At 61.0% G+C, this 18,614-nt stretch carries 17 protein-coding genes; 3 read left to right on the top strand and 14 right to left on the bottom strand.

Annotated features, from left to right (window positions below; genetic code table 11):
• Position 1: 1 nt before the first annotated feature.
• The 3 genes from folP to rlmE form a co-directional block, all read right to left on the bottom strand.
• Positions 2-853 carry a dihydropteroate synthase gene (gene folP, locus ASF66_RS21055; protein WP_049858667.1) on the bottom strand — a complete coding sequence of 284 codons (852 nt, stop codon included), beginning with the start codon at positions 851-853 and terminating at the stop codon, positions 2-4.
• 35 nt (positions 854-888) lie between these two features.
• Positions 889-2,799, bottom strand: a complete 1,911-nt coding sequence (ftsH, locus tag ASF66_RS21050; protein WP_049858666.1) for an ATP-dependent zinc metalloprotease FtsH — start codon at positions 2,797-2,799, stop codon at positions 889-891.
• Between the two features lie 197 nt (positions 2,800-2,996).
• Complete coding sequence (rlmE, locus tag ASF66_RS21045; protein WP_049858665.1) at positions 2,997-3,641, bottom strand: 23S rRNA (uridine(2552)-2'-O)-methyltransferase RlmE; 645 nt, start codon at positions 3,639-3,641, stop codon at positions 2,997-2,999.
• A 100-nt stretch (positions 3,642-3,741) separates the two neighbouring features.
• Here rlmE and ASF66_RS21040 point away from each other — a divergent pair, with 100 nt between their 5' ends.
• Positions 3,742-4,050, top strand: coding sequence for a YhbY family RNA-binding protein (locus ASF66_RS21040; RefSeq protein ID WP_049858703.1), 309 nt, complete (start codon positions 3,742-3,744; stop codon positions 4,048-4,050).
• Between the two features lie 15 nt (positions 4,051-4,065).
• Here the strand turns inward: ASF66_RS21040 and ASF66_RS21035 are convergent, their stop codons facing one another.
• The 8 genes from ASF66_RS21035 to grpE form a co-directional block, all read right to left on the bottom strand.
• A complete protein-coding gene (locus tag ASF66_RS21035) occupies positions 4,066-4,416 on the bottom strand; it encodes a hypothetical protein (protein WP_056845270.1) in 351 nt (116 codons plus the stop codon).
• Positions 4,417-4,489: 73 nt separating this feature from the next.
• The gene (gene greA / locus ASF66_RS21030; protein ID WP_043190787.1) at positions 4,490-4,966 is read right to left on the bottom strand and encodes a transcription elongation factor GreA; all 477 of its coding nucleotides are present in this window, start codon (positions 4,964-4,966) and stop codon (positions 4,490-4,492) included.
• Positions 4,963-8,184, bottom strand: a complete 3,222-nt coding sequence (gene carB, locus ASF66_RS21025) for a carbamoyl-phosphate synthase large subunit (protein WP_056845241.1) — start codon at positions 8,182-8,184, stop codon at positions 4,963-4,965. The genes greA and carB overlap by 4 nt, the downstream gene beginning before the upstream one ends.
• A gap of 125 nt (positions 8,185-8,309) precedes the next feature.
• Complete coding sequence (carA, locus tag ASF66_RS21020) at positions 8,310-9,446, bottom strand: glutamine-hydrolyzing carbamoyl-phosphate synthase small subunit (protein WP_049858662.1); 1,137 nt, start codon at positions 9,444-9,446, stop codon at positions 8,310-8,312.
• A gap of 348 nt (positions 9,447-9,794) precedes the next feature.
• Positions 9,795-10,598 (bottom strand): 4-hydroxy-tetrahydrodipicolinate reductase, encoded by an 804-nt coding sequence (gene dapB, locus ASF66_RS21015; RefSeq protein ID WP_056845240.1) that lies wholly within the window; start codon positions 10,596-10,598, stop codon positions 9,795-9,797.
• Between the two features lie 17 nt (positions 10,599-10,615).
• Complete coding sequence (gene dnaJ / locus ASF66_RS21010) at positions 10,616-11,743, bottom strand: molecular chaperone DnaJ (RefSeq protein ID WP_049858660.1); 1,128 nt, start codon at positions 11,741-11,743, stop codon at positions 10,616-10,618.
• A 186-nt stretch (positions 11,744-11,929) separates the two neighbouring features.
• Positions 11,930-13,903: a molecular chaperone DnaK gene (gene dnaK / locus ASF66_RS21005; protein ID WP_269082545.1), complete on the bottom strand. Its 1,974-nt coding sequence runs from the start codon at positions 13,901-13,903 to the stop codon at positions 11,930-11,932.
• A 62-nt stretch (positions 13,904-13,965) separates the two neighbouring features.
• Positions 13,966-14,532 (bottom strand): nucleotide exchange factor GrpE, encoded by a 567-nt coding sequence (gene grpE / locus ASF66_RS21000; protein ID WP_056845239.1) that lies wholly within the window; start codon positions 14,530-14,532, stop codon positions 13,966-13,968.
• Between the two features lie 228 nt (positions 14,533-14,760).
• Here grpE and recN point away from each other — a divergent pair, with 228 nt between their 5' ends.
• Positions 14,761-16,434 carry a DNA repair protein RecN gene (gene recN, locus ASF66_RS20995; RefSeq protein ID WP_056845238.1) on the top strand — a complete coding sequence of 558 codons (1,674 nt, stop codon included), beginning with the start codon at positions 14,761-14,763 and terminating at the stop codon, positions 16,432-16,434.
• 163 nt (positions 16,435-16,597) lie between these two features.
• Here the strand turns inward: recN and fur are convergent, their stop codons facing one another.
• Positions 16,598-17,002: a ferric iron uptake transcriptional regulator gene (gene fur / locus ASF66_RS20990; RefSeq protein WP_049858656.1), complete on the bottom strand. Its 405-nt coding sequence runs from the start codon at positions 17,000-17,002 to the stop codon at positions 16,598-16,600.
• Between the two features lie 98 nt (positions 17,003-17,100).
• Between fur and ASF66_RS20985 the strand changes: the two genes are divergently transcribed.
• Positions 17,101-17,622, top strand: a complete 522-nt coding sequence (locus ASF66_RS20985; protein ID WP_056845237.1) for an outer membrane protein assembly factor BamE — start codon at positions 17,101-17,103, stop codon at positions 17,620-17,622.
• 61 nt (positions 17,623-17,683) lie between these two features.
• On the opposite strand, the gene ASF66_RS20980 is transcribed toward ASF66_RS20985, so the two are convergent.
• On the bottom strand, positions 17,684-17,995 hold the full coding sequence (locus ASF66_RS20980; protein ID WP_056845236.1) for an RnfH family protein: 312 nt from the start codon (positions 17,993-17,995) through the stop codon (positions 17,684-17,686).
• On the bottom strand, positions 17,988-18,422 hold the full coding sequence (locus ASF66_RS20975) for a type II toxin-antitoxin system RatA family toxin (protein WP_056845235.1): 435 nt from the start codon (positions 18,420-18,422) through the stop codon (positions 17,988-17,990). Before ASF66_RS20975 ends, ASF66_RS20980 begins: the two co-directional genes overlap by 8 nt.
• Between the last annotated feature and the right edge of the window lie 192 nt (positions 18,423-18,614).

Here is an 18,614-nt window from a genome sequence, read left to right as displayed (position 1 = left end):
CTTATTCGGCCGCTTCAACGGCGGCGATCATCCGAACGACATCGATCGTTTCGGCCACATCGTGGACGCGCAGGATCTTTGCCCCCTTGGTCATCGCCAGGGCAGCCAGGGCCAAGCTGCCGTTGAGGCGCTCGGTCACGGGCTTGTTCAGGGCCAGGCCAACCATGCTCTTGCGCGAAACCCCCACCAGCAAGGGCCGCCCGAGCGCATGCAGAGCCTGCATATGCTTGAACAGGCTGAGGTTGTGCGCATGCGATTTGGCGAAGCCGAAGCCTGGGTCGAGCAGTATACGCTCAGCCGGGATGCCTGCCGATGCGCAGGCTTGCATTCGTTCGAGCAGAAAGCTCGACACTTCGCCCAACAGGTCGTCGTAATGGGGATGATCCTGCATCGTGCCAGGCTCGCCTTGCATGTGCATCAGGCACACCGGCAGGCCGGTGGCCGCCGCAGCGTCCAGCGCGCCGTCACGGCGCAACGCGCGCACATCGTTGATCAGACCGGCGCCGAGCCGTGCACTTTCGCGCATGACGGCCGGAGTGGACGTGTCAACGGAGATGATCACATCGAGTTCGCGGCTGATCGCTTCGACCAATGGCGCGACACGCTCCAGCTCTTCGACCACGGAGACCGGGCGAGCACCCGGACGTGTCGACTCGCCACCGATGTCGATGAGGGTCGCACCCGCCTCGACCATTGCCTGCGCATGACGCAGGGCAAGATCGCGCTGGTTGAACCGGCCGCCATCGGAGAAAGAGTCGGGAGTGATATTGAGGATACCCATGACGTGCGTCTGGGTCAGATCGAGAACTCGGTTGCCGCAAGGCAACCGAGTGGGGTATTGCGAAGGGGTCATGTCAAACCTTAGGTATCAAGCGCGAGACGTCTGTTTCAGACTTCGGCCGCTGGACCACCGATGGGTGTCTCAGGACGCGGATCCGGTGCGATGGTGGTGCCCGAAGGACCCGAACCACCACCAGACCAGTCGCGAGGCTCACGTGGCGTACGACCGGCCATGATGTCGTCGATCTGATCGGCATCGATCGTTTCGTACTTCATCAGCGCATCTGCCATAGCGTCCAGCTTGTCGCGGTTGTCGGTGAGGATCTGCTTGGCCGTGCCGTAGCACTGGTCAATGATGCTGCGCACTTCGGAGTCGATCACCTTGGCGGTCTCACCCGATACGGCTGCTGCGCCACCACCGCCGCCACGACCCAGGTAGCCCTGGTCTTCGTCTTCGGCGTAGAGCAATGGGCCGAGCTTCTCCGACAGGCCCCACTTGGTCACCATGTTCCGGGCGATCTGGCTGGCACGCATGATGTCGTTGGAGGCACCGGTGGTGACGCCATCGAAGCCCAAGGTCATCTCTTCGGCGATACGGCCGCCATACAGCGAGCAGATCTGGCTGATCAGCGCACGCTTGGAGAGGCTGTAGCGATCCTCTTCAGGCAGGAACATGGTTACACCCAGGGCACGACCACGGGGAATGATCGAGACCTTGTAGACCGGATCGTGCTCGGGCACGACGCGACCGACGATGGCGTGGCCCGCTTCGTGATAGGCAGTGTTCTGCTTTTCCTTCTCGGACATGACCATGGTCTTGCGCTCGGCGCCCATCATGATCTTGTCCTTGGCGAGTTCGAACTCTTTCATCTCGACAAGGCGCTTGCCATTACGGGCAGCGAAAAGCGAAGCCTCGTTGACCAGGTTGGCCAGGTCGGCACCGGAGAAGCCTGGCGTGCCGCGAGCGATGACAGCAGGGTTCACGTCGTCGCCCAAAGGCGCTTTCTTCATGTGGACCTTGAGGATCTGCTCGCGCCCACGGATGTCCGGCAGCCCTACCACGACCTGACGGTCGAAGCGGCCTGGACGCAGCAGCGCAGGGTCGAGCACGTCAGGACGGTTGGTCGCAGCAATGACGATGATCCCGTCATTCATTTCGAAACCGTCCATCTCGACCAGCAACTGGTTGAGCGTCTGCTCGCGTTCGTCGTGACCGCCACCCATGCCAGCGCCACGATGACGACCCACGGCATCGATTTCGTCGATGAAGATGATGCAGGGAGCATGCTTCTTGGCCTGCTCGAACATGTCACGCACACGGCTGGCACCGACGCCGACGAACATCTCGACGAAGTCCGAACCGGAAATGGTGAAGAACGGAACCTTGGCTTCACCGGCGATGGCCTTGGCCAGCAACGTCTTACCGGTACCGGGCGGGCCGACCATCAGCACGCCACGAGGGATACGACCGCCCAGGCGCTGGAACTTGCCTGGGTCGCGCAGGAACTCGACCAGCTCGCCAACTTCTTCCTTGGCTTCGTCGCAACCGGCGACGTCAGCCAGAGTGGTCTTAACCTGATCTTCGGACAGCAGGCGCGCCTTGCTCTTGCCGAAACTCATCGGGCCGCCCTTACCGCCCGCCCCGCCCTGCATCTGGCGCATGAAGAACATGAACACCGCGATGATCACCAGGATCGGGAAGCTGGCCACCAGGAGCTGGGTCCAGATGCTTTGCTGTTCAGGCTGCTTGCCTTCGACCACGACCTTGTTGTCCACCAGATCGCCGATCAGGCCGTTGTCCTGGATGGCCGGGCGGATGGTCTTGAAGGCATCGCCGTCAGTGCGTTTGCCGGTGATGACATAGCCATCGACCGCAACGCGTTCGACCTTGCCGTCCTTCACCTGTTGGATGAAGTCGGAATAGTTGAGGGTCTGCGGCTCGTTGGGGCTGGAGAAGTTGTTCATGACCGTCACCAGGACGGCGGCGATGATCAACCACAGGATCAGATTCTTTGCCATATCGTTCAATTCGCTACCCTCTGAAGCCTGCTACCCGCAACCCGCGCAGGCGTGCTTCGCATGATGTTCACCGGCCAAACTTACTACATTGCCTGCGGCTCCGCAGGCGGCGTCTGTAACCTTTTGTGAAACTTTGACTGCGTAATCTTCGTTTATGCTCAGCATGCCGCGCCATTTAATAAAAGCTATCGACAGCCTCAGACCTCTTGGTCCGGCTTTTCCACACCCTTGAAACCGCGGGCCAGCAGGTACTGCTCGCGGGAGCGGTCGCGGGACGAGGAAGGCTTGCGCATCTGTACCTTCTCGAACATCTGCCGAACGGTCTTGTGATACACGTCGAAGCCTTCACCCTGGAAGACCTTGATCAGGAAATCACCGCCCGGACGCAGGACCCGGCTGGCCAGGTCGAGCGCGAGCTCGCAGAGAAACATCGCACGAGGCATGTCGACTGCGGCCAGTCCACTCATATTGGGGGCCATATCGGAAATCACAAGGTCGACTTCCGAATTGCCGACGGCTGCCAGGATCTGCGCCAACACCGCGTCTTCGGTGAAATCGCCCTGAATGAAGGTGACATCGGGGATGCTGTCCATTTCCAGGATGTCGGACGCAATGAGGCGACCCTGGCCACCAATCAGACGACTGGTCACCTGGGACCAGCCGCCGGGCGCTGCGCCCAGGTCGATGACGCTCATGCCGGGACGGATCAGGCGGTCGCGTTCCTGTATTTCCAGCAGCTTGTAGCTTGCACGAGAACGATACCCGTCTTTCTGCGCCATTTTGACGTAGGGATCGTTGAAGTGTTCTTTCAGCCAATTGAGGCTTGTCTTGGAACGGGCCACGGGGCACCTCGAATAACGGGTCGTGATTAACTGGGCGGAGCCGAGGGCGCTCGGGTAAACTGGCCGCCGCTTTTTACAAGATCAGATGAAGGGTCAGATTATGCCGCTCACTCAGGAGCAGAAGAAACAGTACAAATCGATTGGTCACCATCTCAAGCCGGTTTTGATGGTTGCCGACAACGGTTTGACTGAAGGTGTTTTAGCAGAATTCGAACGCGCCTTGAGCGATCACGAGCTGATCAAGATCAAACTCAACATCCTCGACCGCGAACAACGCCTGCAAGCCGTTGCCGAACTGTGCAAGGTTGGCCGTGCCGATCTGGTCCAGGTCATTGGCAAGATGGCACTGGTTTACCGCAAGAACCCGCAAGTGAACAAGCAGCTGTCGAACGTGCATCGATTCCGCTGATGCTCATGCCGATCCTCAAGGTCGCGCCCTGCGCGTCCTCGAGGGCACCGGCTGCACTACCAGCACCAGGCCGGTAACGCCCGCCACCAGATAGCACAACAACTGCCAGCGCACGGCATCGGCCAGCATCCAGGCCACGGCGAAGTACACCGCGCACGCTACCAATACTGCCCACAACAGCTGCCCGCGCGCGTCGCGCACAAGGCACGCCGCACCCTGCAGTCGTGCCAGCAACAGCAGTTGCAGCACCGCGCAGAAACCGGCGAACCCCATCAGCATGGAGCCTGTCTGGCTACCGATGTCTTCCACCAGCAGCGGCGCGAGGCCTACCTTGACCAGCGCTGGCAGCACGCCGAAATGCAACATCCACAGGCCACCGACCCAAAGCGTCTGGGTCAGTTGCCAGATGACGGCGCTCACCTGCCGGGACCGCGGCCGATCAAATGTGGGCGACTTCGACAATCTCGTACTCGATCACGCCACCGGGCGTCTTCACGGTAACCACATCGCCCTCTTCCTTGGCGATCAGGGCACGTGCGATGGGCGAGCCATGGGACAGCTTGCCGCCCTTGATGTCGGCCTCGTCTTCTCCCACGATCTTGTACTTCACGCGCTCGTCGGTCTCGACATTGGCGATTTCCACGGTCGTGCCGAAGATCACCTTGCCGGTTTTCGGAATCGTGGTGACGTCGATCACCACAGCATTCTGCAAACGGCCTTCGATGTCGCGGATGCGTGCCTCGACCATGCCCTGCTCCTCGCGGGCGGCATGGTATTCGGCGTTTTCCTTGAGGTCGCCCAATTCGCGCGCCTCACCGATGGCCTGGCTCAAGCGCGGACGCTCGGTCTTGCTGAGGAATTCGTGTTCTTGCTCCAGGGCGCGATGGCCCTGGACAGTCATTGGGTACTTGATCATGCGTTGAGTCCTGCGTGGAGATCCTGCAAACGGCGCACGGTCTTTTCCGGACCGAACTTCAGCGCTTCACAGATCGCTTCGCCAGCGGCAATGGTCGTGGTGCAGTAGATCTTGTGCTGCAAGGCGTTGCGACGAATCGAGTAAGAATCGGCAATCGATTGACGACCTTCGGTGGTGTTGATGATCAAGGTGACTTCGTCGTTCTTGATCATGTCGACCACGTGCGGACGGCCTTCGGTCACCTTGTTCACGCGACGTACTTTCAACCCGGCCTCTTCGATGACGCGCGCGGTGCCTGCGGTGGCGACCACTTCGAAGCCCAGCGCGATCAGGTCGCGAGCAACGCCCGCCACCAGTGGCTTGTCGTCGTCGCGCACGCTGATGAACGCGGTGCCGCCGGTTGGCAATACTTCGCTGGCGCCCATCTGGGCCTTGGCGAAGGCTTCGCCGAAGGTGTCGCCGACGCCCATCACTTCACCGGTGGATTTCATTTCCGGGCCGAGGATCGGGTCGACGCCTGGGAACTTGGCGAACGGGAATACCGCTTCCTTGACGCTGTAGAAGTTGGGAATGATTTCCTGGGTGAAGCCGATTTCCCTCAGCGTCTTGCCGGCCATGACACGCGCCGCGATCATCGCCAGCGAGGTGCCGATGCACTTGGACACGAACGGCACGGTACGCGAGGCGCGCGGGTTGACTTCGATCACGTAGATCTTGTCGCCCTGAAGGGCCAGCTGCACGTTCATCAAGCCGATAACGCCCAGTTCCAGGGCCATCTTCTTGACCTGCTCGCGCACTTCGTCCTGCACGTGAGCCGGCAGCGAGTACGGTGGCAGCGAGCACGCCGAGTCACCGGAGTGAACGCCGGCCTGCTCGATGTGCTGCATGATCGCGCCGATGACCACGTCGGTCCCGTCGCACACCGCGTCGACGTCCATCTCGATGGCGCAGTTGAGGAAGTGGTCGAGCAGCACCGGGCTGTCGTTGGACACCTGCACGGCTTCACGCAGGTAGCGCTTGAGTTCGTCCAGCTCGTAGACGATTTCCATGGCACGGCCGCCCAGCACGTAGGAAGGACGCACGACCAGGGGATAACCGATGGTGCCGGCAGCACGAATGGCTTCTTCTTCGCTGCGCACAGTGGCGTTCGGCGGCTGCAGCAGGTTCAGGCGCTGAACCATCTGCTGGAAGCGCTCGCGGTCTTCGGCGCGGTCAATGGCATCCGGACTGGTACCGATGATCGGCACGCCGGCTTCTTCCAGCGCGCGGGCCAGTTTCAGCGGGGTCTGGCCACCGTACTGGACGATGACACCCTTGGGCTTCTCGACGCGCACCACTTCCAGCACGTCTTCGAGCGTCAACGGCTCGAAGTACAGACGGTCGGAGGTGTCGTAGTCGGTGGAGACGGTTTCCGGGTTGCAGTTGACCATGATGGTCTCGTACCCGTCGGCGCGCAGGGCCAGGGCCGCGTGAACGCAGCAGTAGTCGAACTCGATGCCCTGGCCGATACGGTTCGGACCACCGCCCAGGATCATGATCTTGTCACGGTCCGACGGGTTGGCTTCGCACTCTTCCTCGTAGGTGGAGTACAGGTAGGCGGTGTCGGTAGCGAACTCGGCGGCGCAGGTGTCGACGCGCTTGTAGACCGGGAAGATTTCCAGCTTGTGGCGGTGGCGGCGCAGGTTCTTGTCGGTGATGCCCAGCAGCTTGGCCAGGCGCTGATCGGAGAAGCCCTTGCGCTTGAGACGGAACATCAAGGCCTTGTCGATATCGGCCAGACCCAGGGTCTTGACCTTCTCTTCTTCCTTGATCAGGTCTTCCATCTGCACCAGGAACCAGCGGTCGATCATGGTCAGGTCGAAGATAGCGTCCACGCTCATGCCGGCGCGCATGGCGTCGGCGACGTACCAGATGCGCTCGGCGCCCGGCACGGTCAGTTCGCGCTTGAGGATGCCGCTGGCTTCAGGGCTGCTCAGGTCGACTTTCGGGTCCAGGCCGCAGACGCCCACTTCCAGGCCGCGCAAGGCTTTCTGCAGGGATTCCTGGAAGGTCCGGCCGATGGCCATGACTTCACCCACGGATTTCATCTGGGTGGTCAGGCGTGCGTCGGCCTTGGGGAATTTCTCGAAGGCGAAGCGTGGCAGCTTGGTGACGACGTAGTCGATCGACGGCTCGAAGGACGCCGGGGTCTTGCCGCCGGTGATGTCGTTCTGCAGTTCGTCGAGGGTGTAACCAACGGCGAGCTTGGCCGCGACCTTGGCGATCGGGAAACCGGTGGCCTTGGAAGCCAGCGCCGAGGAACGTGACACCCGCGGGTTCATCTCGATGACGACCATGCGGCCGGTGTTCGGGCAGATACCGAACTGCACGTTCGAACCGCCGGTTTCCACGCCGATCTCGCGCAGGACCGCCAGGGAGGCGTTGCGCAGGATCTGGTATTCCTTGTCGGTGAGGGTCTGCGCCGGTGCGACGGTGATCGAGTCACCGGTGTGCACGCCCATCGGGTCGAAGTTCTCGATCGAGCAGACGATGATGCAGTTGTCCTTTTTGTCGCGGACCACTTCCATCTCGTACTCTTTCCAGCCGATCAGCGATTCGTCGATCAGCAATTCCTTGGTCGGCGACAGGTCCAGACCGCGGGCGCAGATTTCTTCGAATTCTTCACGGTTGTAGGCGATGCCGCCGCCAGTGCCGCCCATTGTGAACGAAGGACGAATGATGCACGGGAAGCCGAGCTTCTCAAGTACCGCGTTGGCTTCTTCCATGCTGTGGGCGATGCCCGAGCGCGGGCAGGCCAGGCCGATGGATTTCATGGCCTTGTCGAAGCGCGAACGGTCTTCGGCCTTGTCGATGGTGTCGGCGTTGGCACCGATCATTTCCACGCCGAACTTGGCCAGCACGCCTTCACGCTCCAGGTCCAGAGCACAGTTCAGAGCAGTCTGGCCACCCATGGTCGGCAGCACGGCGTCCGGACGCTCCTTCTCGATGATCTTGGCCACGGTCTGCCATTTGATCGGTTCGATGTAGGTGGCGTCGGCCATGTCCGGGTCGGTCATGATGGTGGCCGGGTTGGAGTTGACCAGGATGACGCGGTAGCCCTCTTCGCGCAGGGCCTTGCAGGCCTGGGCGCCGGAGTAGTCGAATTCGCAGGCCTGGCCGATGACGATCGGGCCGGCACCAAGAATCAGGATGCTTTTCAAGTCTGTACGTTTTGGCATGGTTCTCACTCAATTGCGCAGTTCAGCCGGCTGCCCGCCTGGACTTTATTGGGCGGCGCCCTGGCGGCCTGTCCGTCTTCGACGGGGCCGGCCGGGGCGCGCGTTACACACGGGTCCGACAGGAATCAGCGGCGTTTGGCCATCGATTCGATGAAGCGGTCGAACAGTGGCGAGACGTCGTTCGGGCCGGGGCTGGCTTCAGGGTGACCCTGGAAGCTGAAGGCGGCCTTGTCGGTCAGCTCGATGCCCTGCAGGGTGCCATCGAACAGCGATTTGTGGATCGCACGCACATTGCCCGGCAGCGTCGCCTCGTCTACCGCGAAACCATGGTTCTGGCTGGTGATCATCACCACGCCGCTGTCGACGTCCTGCACCGGGTGGTTGGCGCCGTGGTGGCCGTGACCCATCTTGACGGTCTTGGCGCCGGCGGCCAGAGCCAGCAGCTGGTGACCCAGGCAGATGCCGAAGACTGGAATCTCGGTCTGCAGCACTTCCTTGATCGCCTGGATAGCGTAGTCGCAGGGCTCCGGATCGCCAGGGCCGTTGGACAGGAACACGCCATCGGGGTTGAGGGCGAGCACATCGGCGGCCGGGGTTTGCGCCGGCACCACGGTCAGGTGGCAGCCGCGCTCGACGAGCATGCGCAGGATGTTGACCTTGACGCCGTAGTCGTAGGCGACCACGTGGTACGGCAATTCACTGTTGGGCACGTCGGGGTGGCTGTCGGACTTGAGGTCCCAGACACTGGAGCGCCACTGGTAGGTGTCCTTGGTGCTGACTTCCTTGGCCAGGTCCATGCCCTTGAGGCCAGGGAAGGCGCGAGCGGCGGCGATGGCGGCCTCTTCGCTGATGTCGTCACCGGCCATGATGCAGCCGTTCTGCGCGCCCTTCTCACGCAGGATGCGGGTCAGGCGGCGAGTATCGATACCGGCGATGGCGACGACATTGTTGGCTTTCAGGTATTCGTCCAGGGACAGCGTGTTGCGCCAGTTGCTGGCAACCAGCGGCAGGTCGCGGATCACGAGGCCTGCGGACCAGACGCGATCGGATTCGGCGTCTTCGGGCGTGGTGCCGGTGTTGCCGATGTGGGGGTAGGTCAGGGTAACGATTTGCTGGGCATAGGAAGGATCGGTAAGGATTTCCTGATAGCCGGTCATGGCGGTGTTGAACACCACCTCACCAACGGTTTGCCCGTCGGCTCCAATGGCTTCGCCGCGAAAGATGCTGCCATCGGCAAGGGCGAGTATGGCTGGCTTAGTCAAGAAGACCTCCCGTAAATAAAGCCTGAAAGGGCGATCGCAGGTTGTAAAAAAGCGGAATGCCGTATGGATACGTCACCCCGCTTCTTTTCATCGAATTATCTGCGCGCTTTTAGTGGACACACTAAAGCTGTAGCTTACAGAAAAGAGGGGTTTTGGTCTACCGCGAATGCGGTGACGTGTTGGGAAAATGCGACTTGCGCAACGCGGGAGAAAGTGGAGATGCCTGAGGCCCCTGTAGGAGCGGTCATTGGCCGCGAACCAGACACCGCAGTGTTTCAGCAAGACTGCGGCGCCTGGTTCGCGGCCGATGACCGCTCCTACGGGAGGAGCAAGCCGGGCACATTTGGATCAATGCAGGTCGAGCACATCCTGCATGTCGTAGAAGCCTGGGGCACGGCCGTCGAGCCAGAGGGCGGCGCGTACCGCGCCCTTGGCGAACGTCATGCGGCTGGAGGCCTTGTGGGTGATCTCGACGCGCTCGCCGTCAGCGGCGAACAGCACGGTGTGGTCACCCACCACGTCACCGGCCCGCACGGTGGCGAAACCGATGGTCTGACGCTCGCGCGCACCGGTCTGGCCTTCACGGCCGTAGACCGCCACTTGCTTGAGGTCGCGACCCAAGGCATTGGCAACCACTTCACCCATGCGCACGGCCGTGCCCGACGGGGCGTCGACCTTGTGCCGGTGATGGGCTTCCATGATCTCGATGTCGACATCGTCACCCAACACCCGTGCAGCGGTGTCGAGCAGCTTCAGGCACAGGTTGACACCGACGCTGAAGTTAGCAGCGAAGACGATCGGAATGTCCTTGCCCGCCTCGGCCAGCAACGCCTTCTCCTCGGGACTGAAACCCGTCGTGCCGATGACCATGGCCTTGCCCGCCTTGCGGCAGAACGCCAGGTTTTTCAGGGTCACGGTTGGGTGAGTAAAGTCGATCAATACATCGAATTCTTCCGCCACCTTCGCCACGTCACCCGACAACGGCACGCCGATACGGCCCAGCGCCGCCAGCTCACCGGCATCGGCGCCGACCAGCGTGCTGTCCGGCCGATCAATCGCAGCAGTCAGACCGGCGCCGGGCGCCAGCTGGACCGCTTCGATCAGCGTCTTGCCCATGCGCCCGGCGGCGCCCATCACAGCTATACGTCGCATGCTCGAATCCTTATGCCTTACAGGTCGCCGAAGAAACGCTTCACACCCTCGAACCAACCATTGGCCTTCGGCGAATGGGATTCGTCGCCTTCCAGCGAAGTGCGGAATTCTTCCAGCAACTCACGCTGACGGCGGTTGAGGTTGACGGGCGTTTCCACCGCCACTCGGCACATCAGGTCGCCGGCACCACCGCCACGCACGGGCGCAACGCCCTTGCCACGCAGACGGAACTGCTTGCCGGTCTGGGTACCTTCCGGGATCTTCAGCTTGACTCGACCGTCGAGGGTCGGCACTTCCAGCTCGCCACCCAGGGCCGCATCGGTGAAGCTGATCGGCACTTCGCAGTACAGGTGCTTGCCGTCACGCTGGAAGATCGCGTGCTCGCGCACGTTGATGACCACGTACAGATCGCCGGTCGGACCGCCCTGCATGCCCGCCTCGCCTTCGCCGGAGAGGCGAATGCGGTCGCCGGTGTCGACGCCCGAAGGCACCTTGACTGAGAGGGTCTTGTACTCTTCGACACGGCCTTCGCCGTGACACGAATCGCACGGGTCGGAGATGATCTTGCCCTGGCCATGGCAGCGAGGGCAGGTCTGCTGTACCGAGAAGAAGCCCTGCTGCATGCGCACCTGGCCGATACCGCCACAGGTTGGGCAGGTGATCGGCGCCGAGCCTTTCTTCGCGCCACTGCCGTCGCAGGGCTTGCAGTTGACCAGCGTCGGCACACGGATACTGACCGTGGTGCCGCGCACGGCTTCTTCCAGGTTCAGCTCGAGCGTGTAGCGCAGGTCGCTGCCACGCTGGGCGCCACCGCGGCCATTGCCGCCACGACCGCCACCGAAGAAATCGCTGAACACATCGCCGAAGATGTCGGAGAAATTCTGCCCGCCGAAGCCCTGACCACCGCCACCCATGCTCGGGTCGACGCCGGCATGACCGTACTGGTCGTATGCCGCGCGCTTGCTGGCGTCGGACAGCACTTCGTAGGCCTCGTTGGCCTCCTTGAAGGCTTCTTCGGATTCCTTGCTGTCGGGGTTGCGATCCGGGTGATGCTTCATCGCGAGGCGGCGATAGGCCTTCTTCAGATCCGCTTCGCTGGAGCCTCGCTCCACCCCTAGAACCTCGTAATAGTCACGCTTTGCCATAAGTCTTTTTACTCTTTTGGGAGCCAGCACGCAGGGGCGCCGCTGACCGCGCCGCCAACATCCGATCGCTGTCGCATGTTGTTAAAATTCGTGTATTCCAGACACGCCAACGCGGGAGCAAGCCCCCGCGCGGCGACATCCTACCAGTCACCGTGCGAGCACAGTCAACCGGCCGACCAACAAGAATTACTTGTTGTCTTTGACTTCTTCGAATTCGGCATCGACGACGTCGTCGTGCTTGCCGGCTTCTTCCGCTGGCTGAGCAGCGGCACCTTCAGGCTTCTCGGCCTGTTCGGCGTACATCTTCTGTGCCACTGGAGCGGAGACCTTGGACAGTTCTTCGACCTTGGCATCGATCGCTGCCTTGTCGTCGCCCTTGACCGCAGTTTCCAGCGCCACGACGGCCGCTTCGATGGCAGTCTTCTCGTCGGCAGTGACCTTGTCACCTGCGTCAGCGACCATCTTGCGAGTCGAGTGCACCAGTGCATCACCCTGGTTGCGAGCAGCGGCCAGCTCTTCGAACTTGCGGTCTTCCTCGGCGTTGACTTCAGCGTCACGAACCATCTGCTGAATTTCGTCTTCGGACAGACCGGAGTTGGCCTTGATCACGATCGACTGAGTCTTGCCGGTGGCCTTGTCCTTCGCGCCGACGTGCAGGATGCCGTTGGCATCGATGTCGAAGGTCACTTCGATCTGCGGTACGCCACGTGGAGCCGGTGGAATCTCGGCCAGGTCGAACTTGCCCAGCGACTTGTTCTGCGCGGCTTGCTTACGCTCACCCTGCAGGACGTGGATGGTCACGGCGCCCTGGTTGTCGTCGGCGGTCGAGAATACCTGCGATTTCTTGGTAGGAATCGTAGTGTTCTTCTCGATCAACGCGGTCATCACGCCACCCATGGTTTCGATACCCAGGGTCAGCGGGCTGACGTCGAGCAGCAGCACGTCTTTCACGTCACCGGCCAGTACGGCGCCCTGGATGGCAGCACCCATGGCAACGGCTTCGTCAGGGTTGACGTCCTTGCGAGCTTCCTTACCGAAGAAATCGGTCACCAGCTTCTGTACCAGCGGCATGCGGGTCTGACCACCGACCAGAATCACGTCGTTGATCGCGCCAACATCAATACCGGCGTCTTTCATCGCGGTGCGGCAAGGCTCGATGGTGCGTTGAACCAGGTCTTCAACAAGCGATTCCAGCTTGGCGCGGGAGATCTTCACGTTCAAGTGCTTCGGACCGGTCGCGTCTGCAGTGATGTACGGCAGGTTGACGTCGGTCGACTGGCTCGAGGACAGTTCGATCTTGGCTTTTTCCGCAGCTTCCTTCAGGCGCTGCATGGCCAGCGGGTCACCCTTGAGGTTCATGCCGCTTTCTTTCTTGAACTCGTCGACGAGGTAGTCGATCAAGCGGATGTCGAAGTCTTCACCACCCAGGAAGGTGTCGCCGTTGGTGGCCAACACTTCGAACTGGTGCTCGCCATCGACTTCAGCGATTTCAATCACGGACACGTCGAAGGTACCGCCGCCCAGGTCATACACGATGACGGTGTGGTCGCCCTTCGCCTTGTCCATGCCGTATGCCAGTGCAGCGGCAGTTGGCTCGTTGATGATGCGCTTGACGTCCAGACCCGCGATACGACCGGCGTCTTTGGTGGCCTGACGCTGGCTGTCATTGAAGTAGGCCGGTACGGTGATGACCGCTTCGGTAACCGCTTCGCCCAAGTAGTCTTCGGCGGTCTTCTTCATCTTTTTCAAGATTTCAGCCGAGATCTGTGGGGGAGCCATTTTGTTGCCGTTGACTTCAACCCAGGCGTCCTTGTTGTCGGCTTCGACAATCTTGTAAGGCACCATCTGGATGTCTTTCTGCACGACGTCTTCGGAGAAACGACGACCGATCAGACGCTTCACCGCGTACAGGGTGTTGTGCGGGTTGGTGACCGCCTGACGCTTGGCCGACTGACCGACGAGAATTTCGCCGTCGTTGGCATACGCGATGATCGAAGGTGTGGTGCGAGCGCCTTCGGCGTTCTCGATGACCTTGGCCTTGCCGTTTTCCAGAATGGAGACGCAGGAGTTGGTGGTCCCCAGGTCGATACCGATAATCTTGCCCATGTTTCTTCTCCTGGCACTAAGGCCCGAAAATTTTGGATTTGGTTGCCGCGACAGTGGTGGCTGTCTGCGGTAGCACTTAAACGCTTGACACTAAGATGGGGGCCACTTGGCCGATTTCAAGCCTGCTCGTCGATCGAAGGCGAAACCGGTGCGGCGGCCTTGCTGACCACGACCATGGCCGGGCGCAGCAGGCGTCCATTGAGCTGATAGCCCTTCTGGAAAACTTTCAAGACACTGTTGGGCTCGACGTCCGCGCTTTCCTGCATGGCCATGGCCTGATGATGCTCGGCGTTGAACGGCTGACCGTGCGGATCGATGGCTTCGAGGTTGTAACGCTTGAGCGTGTCCTGGAACATCTTCAGGGTCAGCTCCATGCCTTCGCGCATCGGACGGATGCTTTCGTCATCGGGGCTGGACAGCTCGATGCCGCGCTCCAGACTGTCGAGCACAGGCAGCAGGTCGCCGGCGAACTTCTCGAGGGCAAACTTGTGCGCCTTTTCCACGTCCTGGTCGGCGCGGCGGCGAACATTCTGCAGGTCGGCGGCTACGCGCAGGGACTGGTCCTGGGCGGCGGCGAGCTGCTCTTCGAGCAATTGCACGCGCGCGGTGAGGTCTTCGGCACCGGCGTCGGCAGCCTGATTAGCGTCTAGATTCTGATCGTCCAGGTTCTGTTCGTCAGCCATTGGTTCTCTCCTCTCGATTACGTCCGCGAGGTCGACTCGCGCTTCTGACCGGTATATGGGGTCGCAAATCCGCGCTTCAAGGGCTGACGACAAGCAGCGTTACGCGAGCTTTGCGAGTCAGCAATAAAAAATCTCGGGATCAGGCGAAAACGAGCTAAGGACGAATATTGTCAGCCCTGCATGAAACACTGTATAAATAACCAGACATTCATGCCTGGGGGCGGTCTTATGCTGGTGCACCTGTCCGTACACAACTATGCCATCGTCGAACATCTCGACCTCGAACTCGAGCGCGGGATGAGCGTGATCACGGGCGAGACCGGCGCCGGCAAATCGATCATGCTCGATGCGCTGGGCCTGGCCCTGGGCGACCGTGCCGACAGCGGCGTGGTTCGCCCCGGCGCCGACAAGGCCGACATTCTGGCCACGTTCGACCTGGTCGATATCCCCGAGGCCAGTGCCTGGCTGGCCGAGCGCGACCTGGAAACCGACGGCCCCTGCATTCTGCGCCGGGTGATCACCGCCAAAGGCGGTTCGCGCGGCTACATCAACGGCACCCCCTGCCCGCTGGGCGACCTCAAGTCTCTGGGCGAGCTGCTGATCGATATCCACAGCCAGCACGAGCACCAGTCACTGCTCAAGACCGACACCCATCGCCGCCTGCTCGACGAATATGCCGGCGCCAGCGACCTGGCTCGCCAGGTGCAACTGGCCGCGCAGAAATGGCGGCAGACTCGCCAGGAACTCGAACGCCTGTCGGATTCCGGCGACGAGCAGCGCGCACGCCACCAACTGCTCAGCTATCAGCTGGAAGAGCTGGAGAATCTTGGCCTGGGTGAAAACGAGCTGGAGCAACTGGAACAGGAGCACAAGAACCTGACCAATGCCGAAGCACTGTTCGGCATCTGCCGCCAGGTGATCGACCACTGCAGTGAAAACGATTCGGGCAACGTGCTCAGCGCGCTGACCGCCAGCCTGAATCGCCTGGGCGGCGTCAGCAATGCACCGAACGCACTGGGCGAAGCCGCCTCGATGCTGGCCACGGCGCAGATCCAGGTGGAAGAAGCGGTCGGCGAACTCAATCGCTTTCTCGATCACTTCGAGGCAGACCCGGCGCGTTTGCAGCACATCGAGGAACGCCTCGACACCATCTATACCCTGGCGCGCAAACACCGCGTGCACCCGACCGAAGTGGTGGCGCTGCAACACCGCTTGCTCGAAGAGCTGGAAGGCTTGAACGCCAGCGATGAATCGATCGAGCAACTGGGTGAAGAACTGGCGGCCTATGCCCGTCACTATCAGGAAAAAGCGCGCGAGCTGACTGGCCTGCGCACCCATGCGGCGGCGCAACTGGCCTCGGCGGTGGAAGTGGAAATCCAGCGCCTGGGCATGCCCGGCGGGCGCTTCACCATTGAACTGCGCGCCAACGCTCATGAGGATTTACACCCAAATGGTCTGGAGCAGGTCGAGCTACTGGTCAGCGCCAACCCGGGCCAGCCCATGAAGCCCCTGGCCAAGGTGGCTTCGGGTGGCGAGCTGTCGCGTATCAGCCTGGCGATCCAGGTAATCACGGCGCAGACTTCGCGGGTTCCGACGCTGGTGTTCGACGAAGTGGACGTAGGCATCGGCGGGCCTACCGCAGAAATCGTCGGCCAGTTGCTGCGTCGCCTGGGTGAACGTGGCCAGGTGCTAACCGTGACCCACCTGCCACAGGTGGCGGCTCAAGGGCATCATCACCTGTTCGTGCACAAGGTGCGTGGCAGCGATGAGACCCGCACAGCGGTGTCGAACCTGGGCAAGGGCGAGCGCGTGGAAGAAGTGGCGCGGATGCTGGGTGGGATCGATTTGACCAAAGAATCATTGGCGCATGCCAAGAAGATGGTGGTCACGGCCAAGGGGTGATGGGGGCAGGTCCGGCCTCTTCGCGGGCAGAGCCCGCTCCCACAATGCTGCAATGCAATCTTGCTCCATGTGGGAGCGGACTCTGCCCGCGAAGAGGCCCTCACTGACACACCGCATACAAAAAAGGCGACCCTAGGGTCGCCTTTCTGCATCAAGCCCGAGATTACTTGGGCCGGCGCACGTACAGCACCAGGTTGTGATCGACCAACTCGTAGCCGTTCTGGATCGCACGCTCCTTCTGGAGCCGTTCAATCTCGTGATCGGTGAACTCGATCACTTCACCCGACTCCACATCGACCATGTGGTCGTGATGCTCGCCGTCTGCCAATTCGAACACGGCATGGCCGCCGTCGAAGTTATGACGTGCTACCAGACCGGCCGCTTCGAATTGAGTCAGAACACGGTAAACCGTGGCCAGACCCACATCCTCGCCAGCCTCCATCAGCGCCTTGTAGACCTCTTCGGCGCTCATGTGGCGTTGCTGTGCCGATTCCAGCATTTGCAGAATCTTGACCCGTGGAAGGGTCACCTTGAGGCCGGCTTTACGCAGTTCGCTATTATCAACCATGGTCAGCTTTCTCAACGATGCGGCTTCGCAGCATCTCTTAATACGGGTATGATCGGGGTTTACGTTGTCCCAGCCAAGATAGTGGAAGTCGCCCACCGATGCAAAACACCAAGCACTTGCTAACCAGCCTCACCTTCGTGGGACTGCTCGCACTCGCCGGTTGTTCATTCCCCGGGGTTTACAAAATCGACATCCAGCAGGGCAATGTCGTCACGCAGGACATGATAGACCAGTTAAGGCCCGGAATGACCCGTCGGCAAGTAAGGTTTATCATGGGCAACCCTCTGCTGGTCGACACGTTCCACGCCAATCGCTGGGATTACCTGTACAGCCTGCAGCCAGGCGGCGGCGAACGTCAGCAGGAACGCATGAGTGTCCTGTTCAACGGCAACGACCAACTGGTTGGCCTGTCTGGCGATTTCATGCCTGGCGTCAGCAAGGATCAGGCGATTCTGGGCAGCGATACCGACACCAATGTCGTGCCTCAGCAGGGCGAGCCACAGAAAGCCGACGAGCCGCCCAAGCCTGGGTCGATGCTCGAAGACATCCAGCGCGATGTGGACGGTGTGAAGACGGTTCCCGTCCCAACGCCCCAGCCGCTGGACGTTTCGCCGCAGTAAGCAGGCGATACGAAAAAAGCCCGGTGATGCCGGGCTTTTTCATGGGCGAAGAAAACACATCTCAGCGTGTCTTGAGCGCTTGCGCCGCCTTGGCCGCGCGCAATCGACGCACTTCTTTGGGGTCCGCCAACAAAGCTCGATAGAGCTCGATGCGATCACCTGCCTGCAGCACGTATTCGGCAGGAGAATCCACAAGCTTTGCGAAAATGCCCACCGGACACTGGGAGAAATCCACATCAGGAAATCGTACGGCGATGCCTGACATTTCGATGGCCTGGGCCACCGTGGTACCCACGGGTACCTGAAGCGAGATCAATGCCTGGTCATCGACAGCGGCATAGACCACTTCAATCTCGATCGACTGGTCAGCCATGCAACTGCTTGGCGCGCTGGCAAAAGGCATCGACCAAGGTATTGGCAGCCTGGTTGAACAGCGGACCCAAGGTGGCACGAACGATGGGGCCAGCGTAGTCGAAGGATAGATCCAGGCTGATCTTGCAGGCCTTCTCACCCAACGGCTTGAATATCCACATACCGTGCAATTGATTGAACGGGCCTTCTTCCAGGTTCATTTCGATGGAGCGACCGGGCTCCAGGGTATTGCGGGTCACGAAGTGCTGACTCAACCCACCCTTGGCAATGTCCAGGTTGGCGCGCATCAAGGTGTCGGTTTCTTCGAGGATGGTGGTGGCCGAACACCAGGGCAGGAACTCGGGATAGCGCGACACATCGTTGACCAGGTCATACAGGGCCTGAGCAGGATATGGCAGCAAAGCCGAGCGTTGAATATGGGTAGTCATGCGAGCGTCACTTCCAAAGCTGGGCGGCGGACGCGAGCATCACGCGCCGGCCGGACGACGCCAACGGCGCCTTGAAAATAAGGTAGGCATGCCAGCAGACAGGGGGCACGCCAACGAAATCATGGGGCTTCTTTGTCGACAGCGGCAGAGCGCAGGCTATCCAAAAAGATCACGTATTGTCCGGTATTCATT

The sequence above is a fragment of the Pseudomonas sp. Leaf129 genome (assembly GCF_001423465.1).
Classification (GTDB): domain Bacteria; phylum Pseudomonadota; class Gammaproteobacteria; order Pseudomonadales; family Pseudomonadaceae; genus Aquipseudomonas; species Aquipseudomonas coleopterorum.
This window is presented reverse-complemented; position numbering and strand designations above follow the sequence as displayed.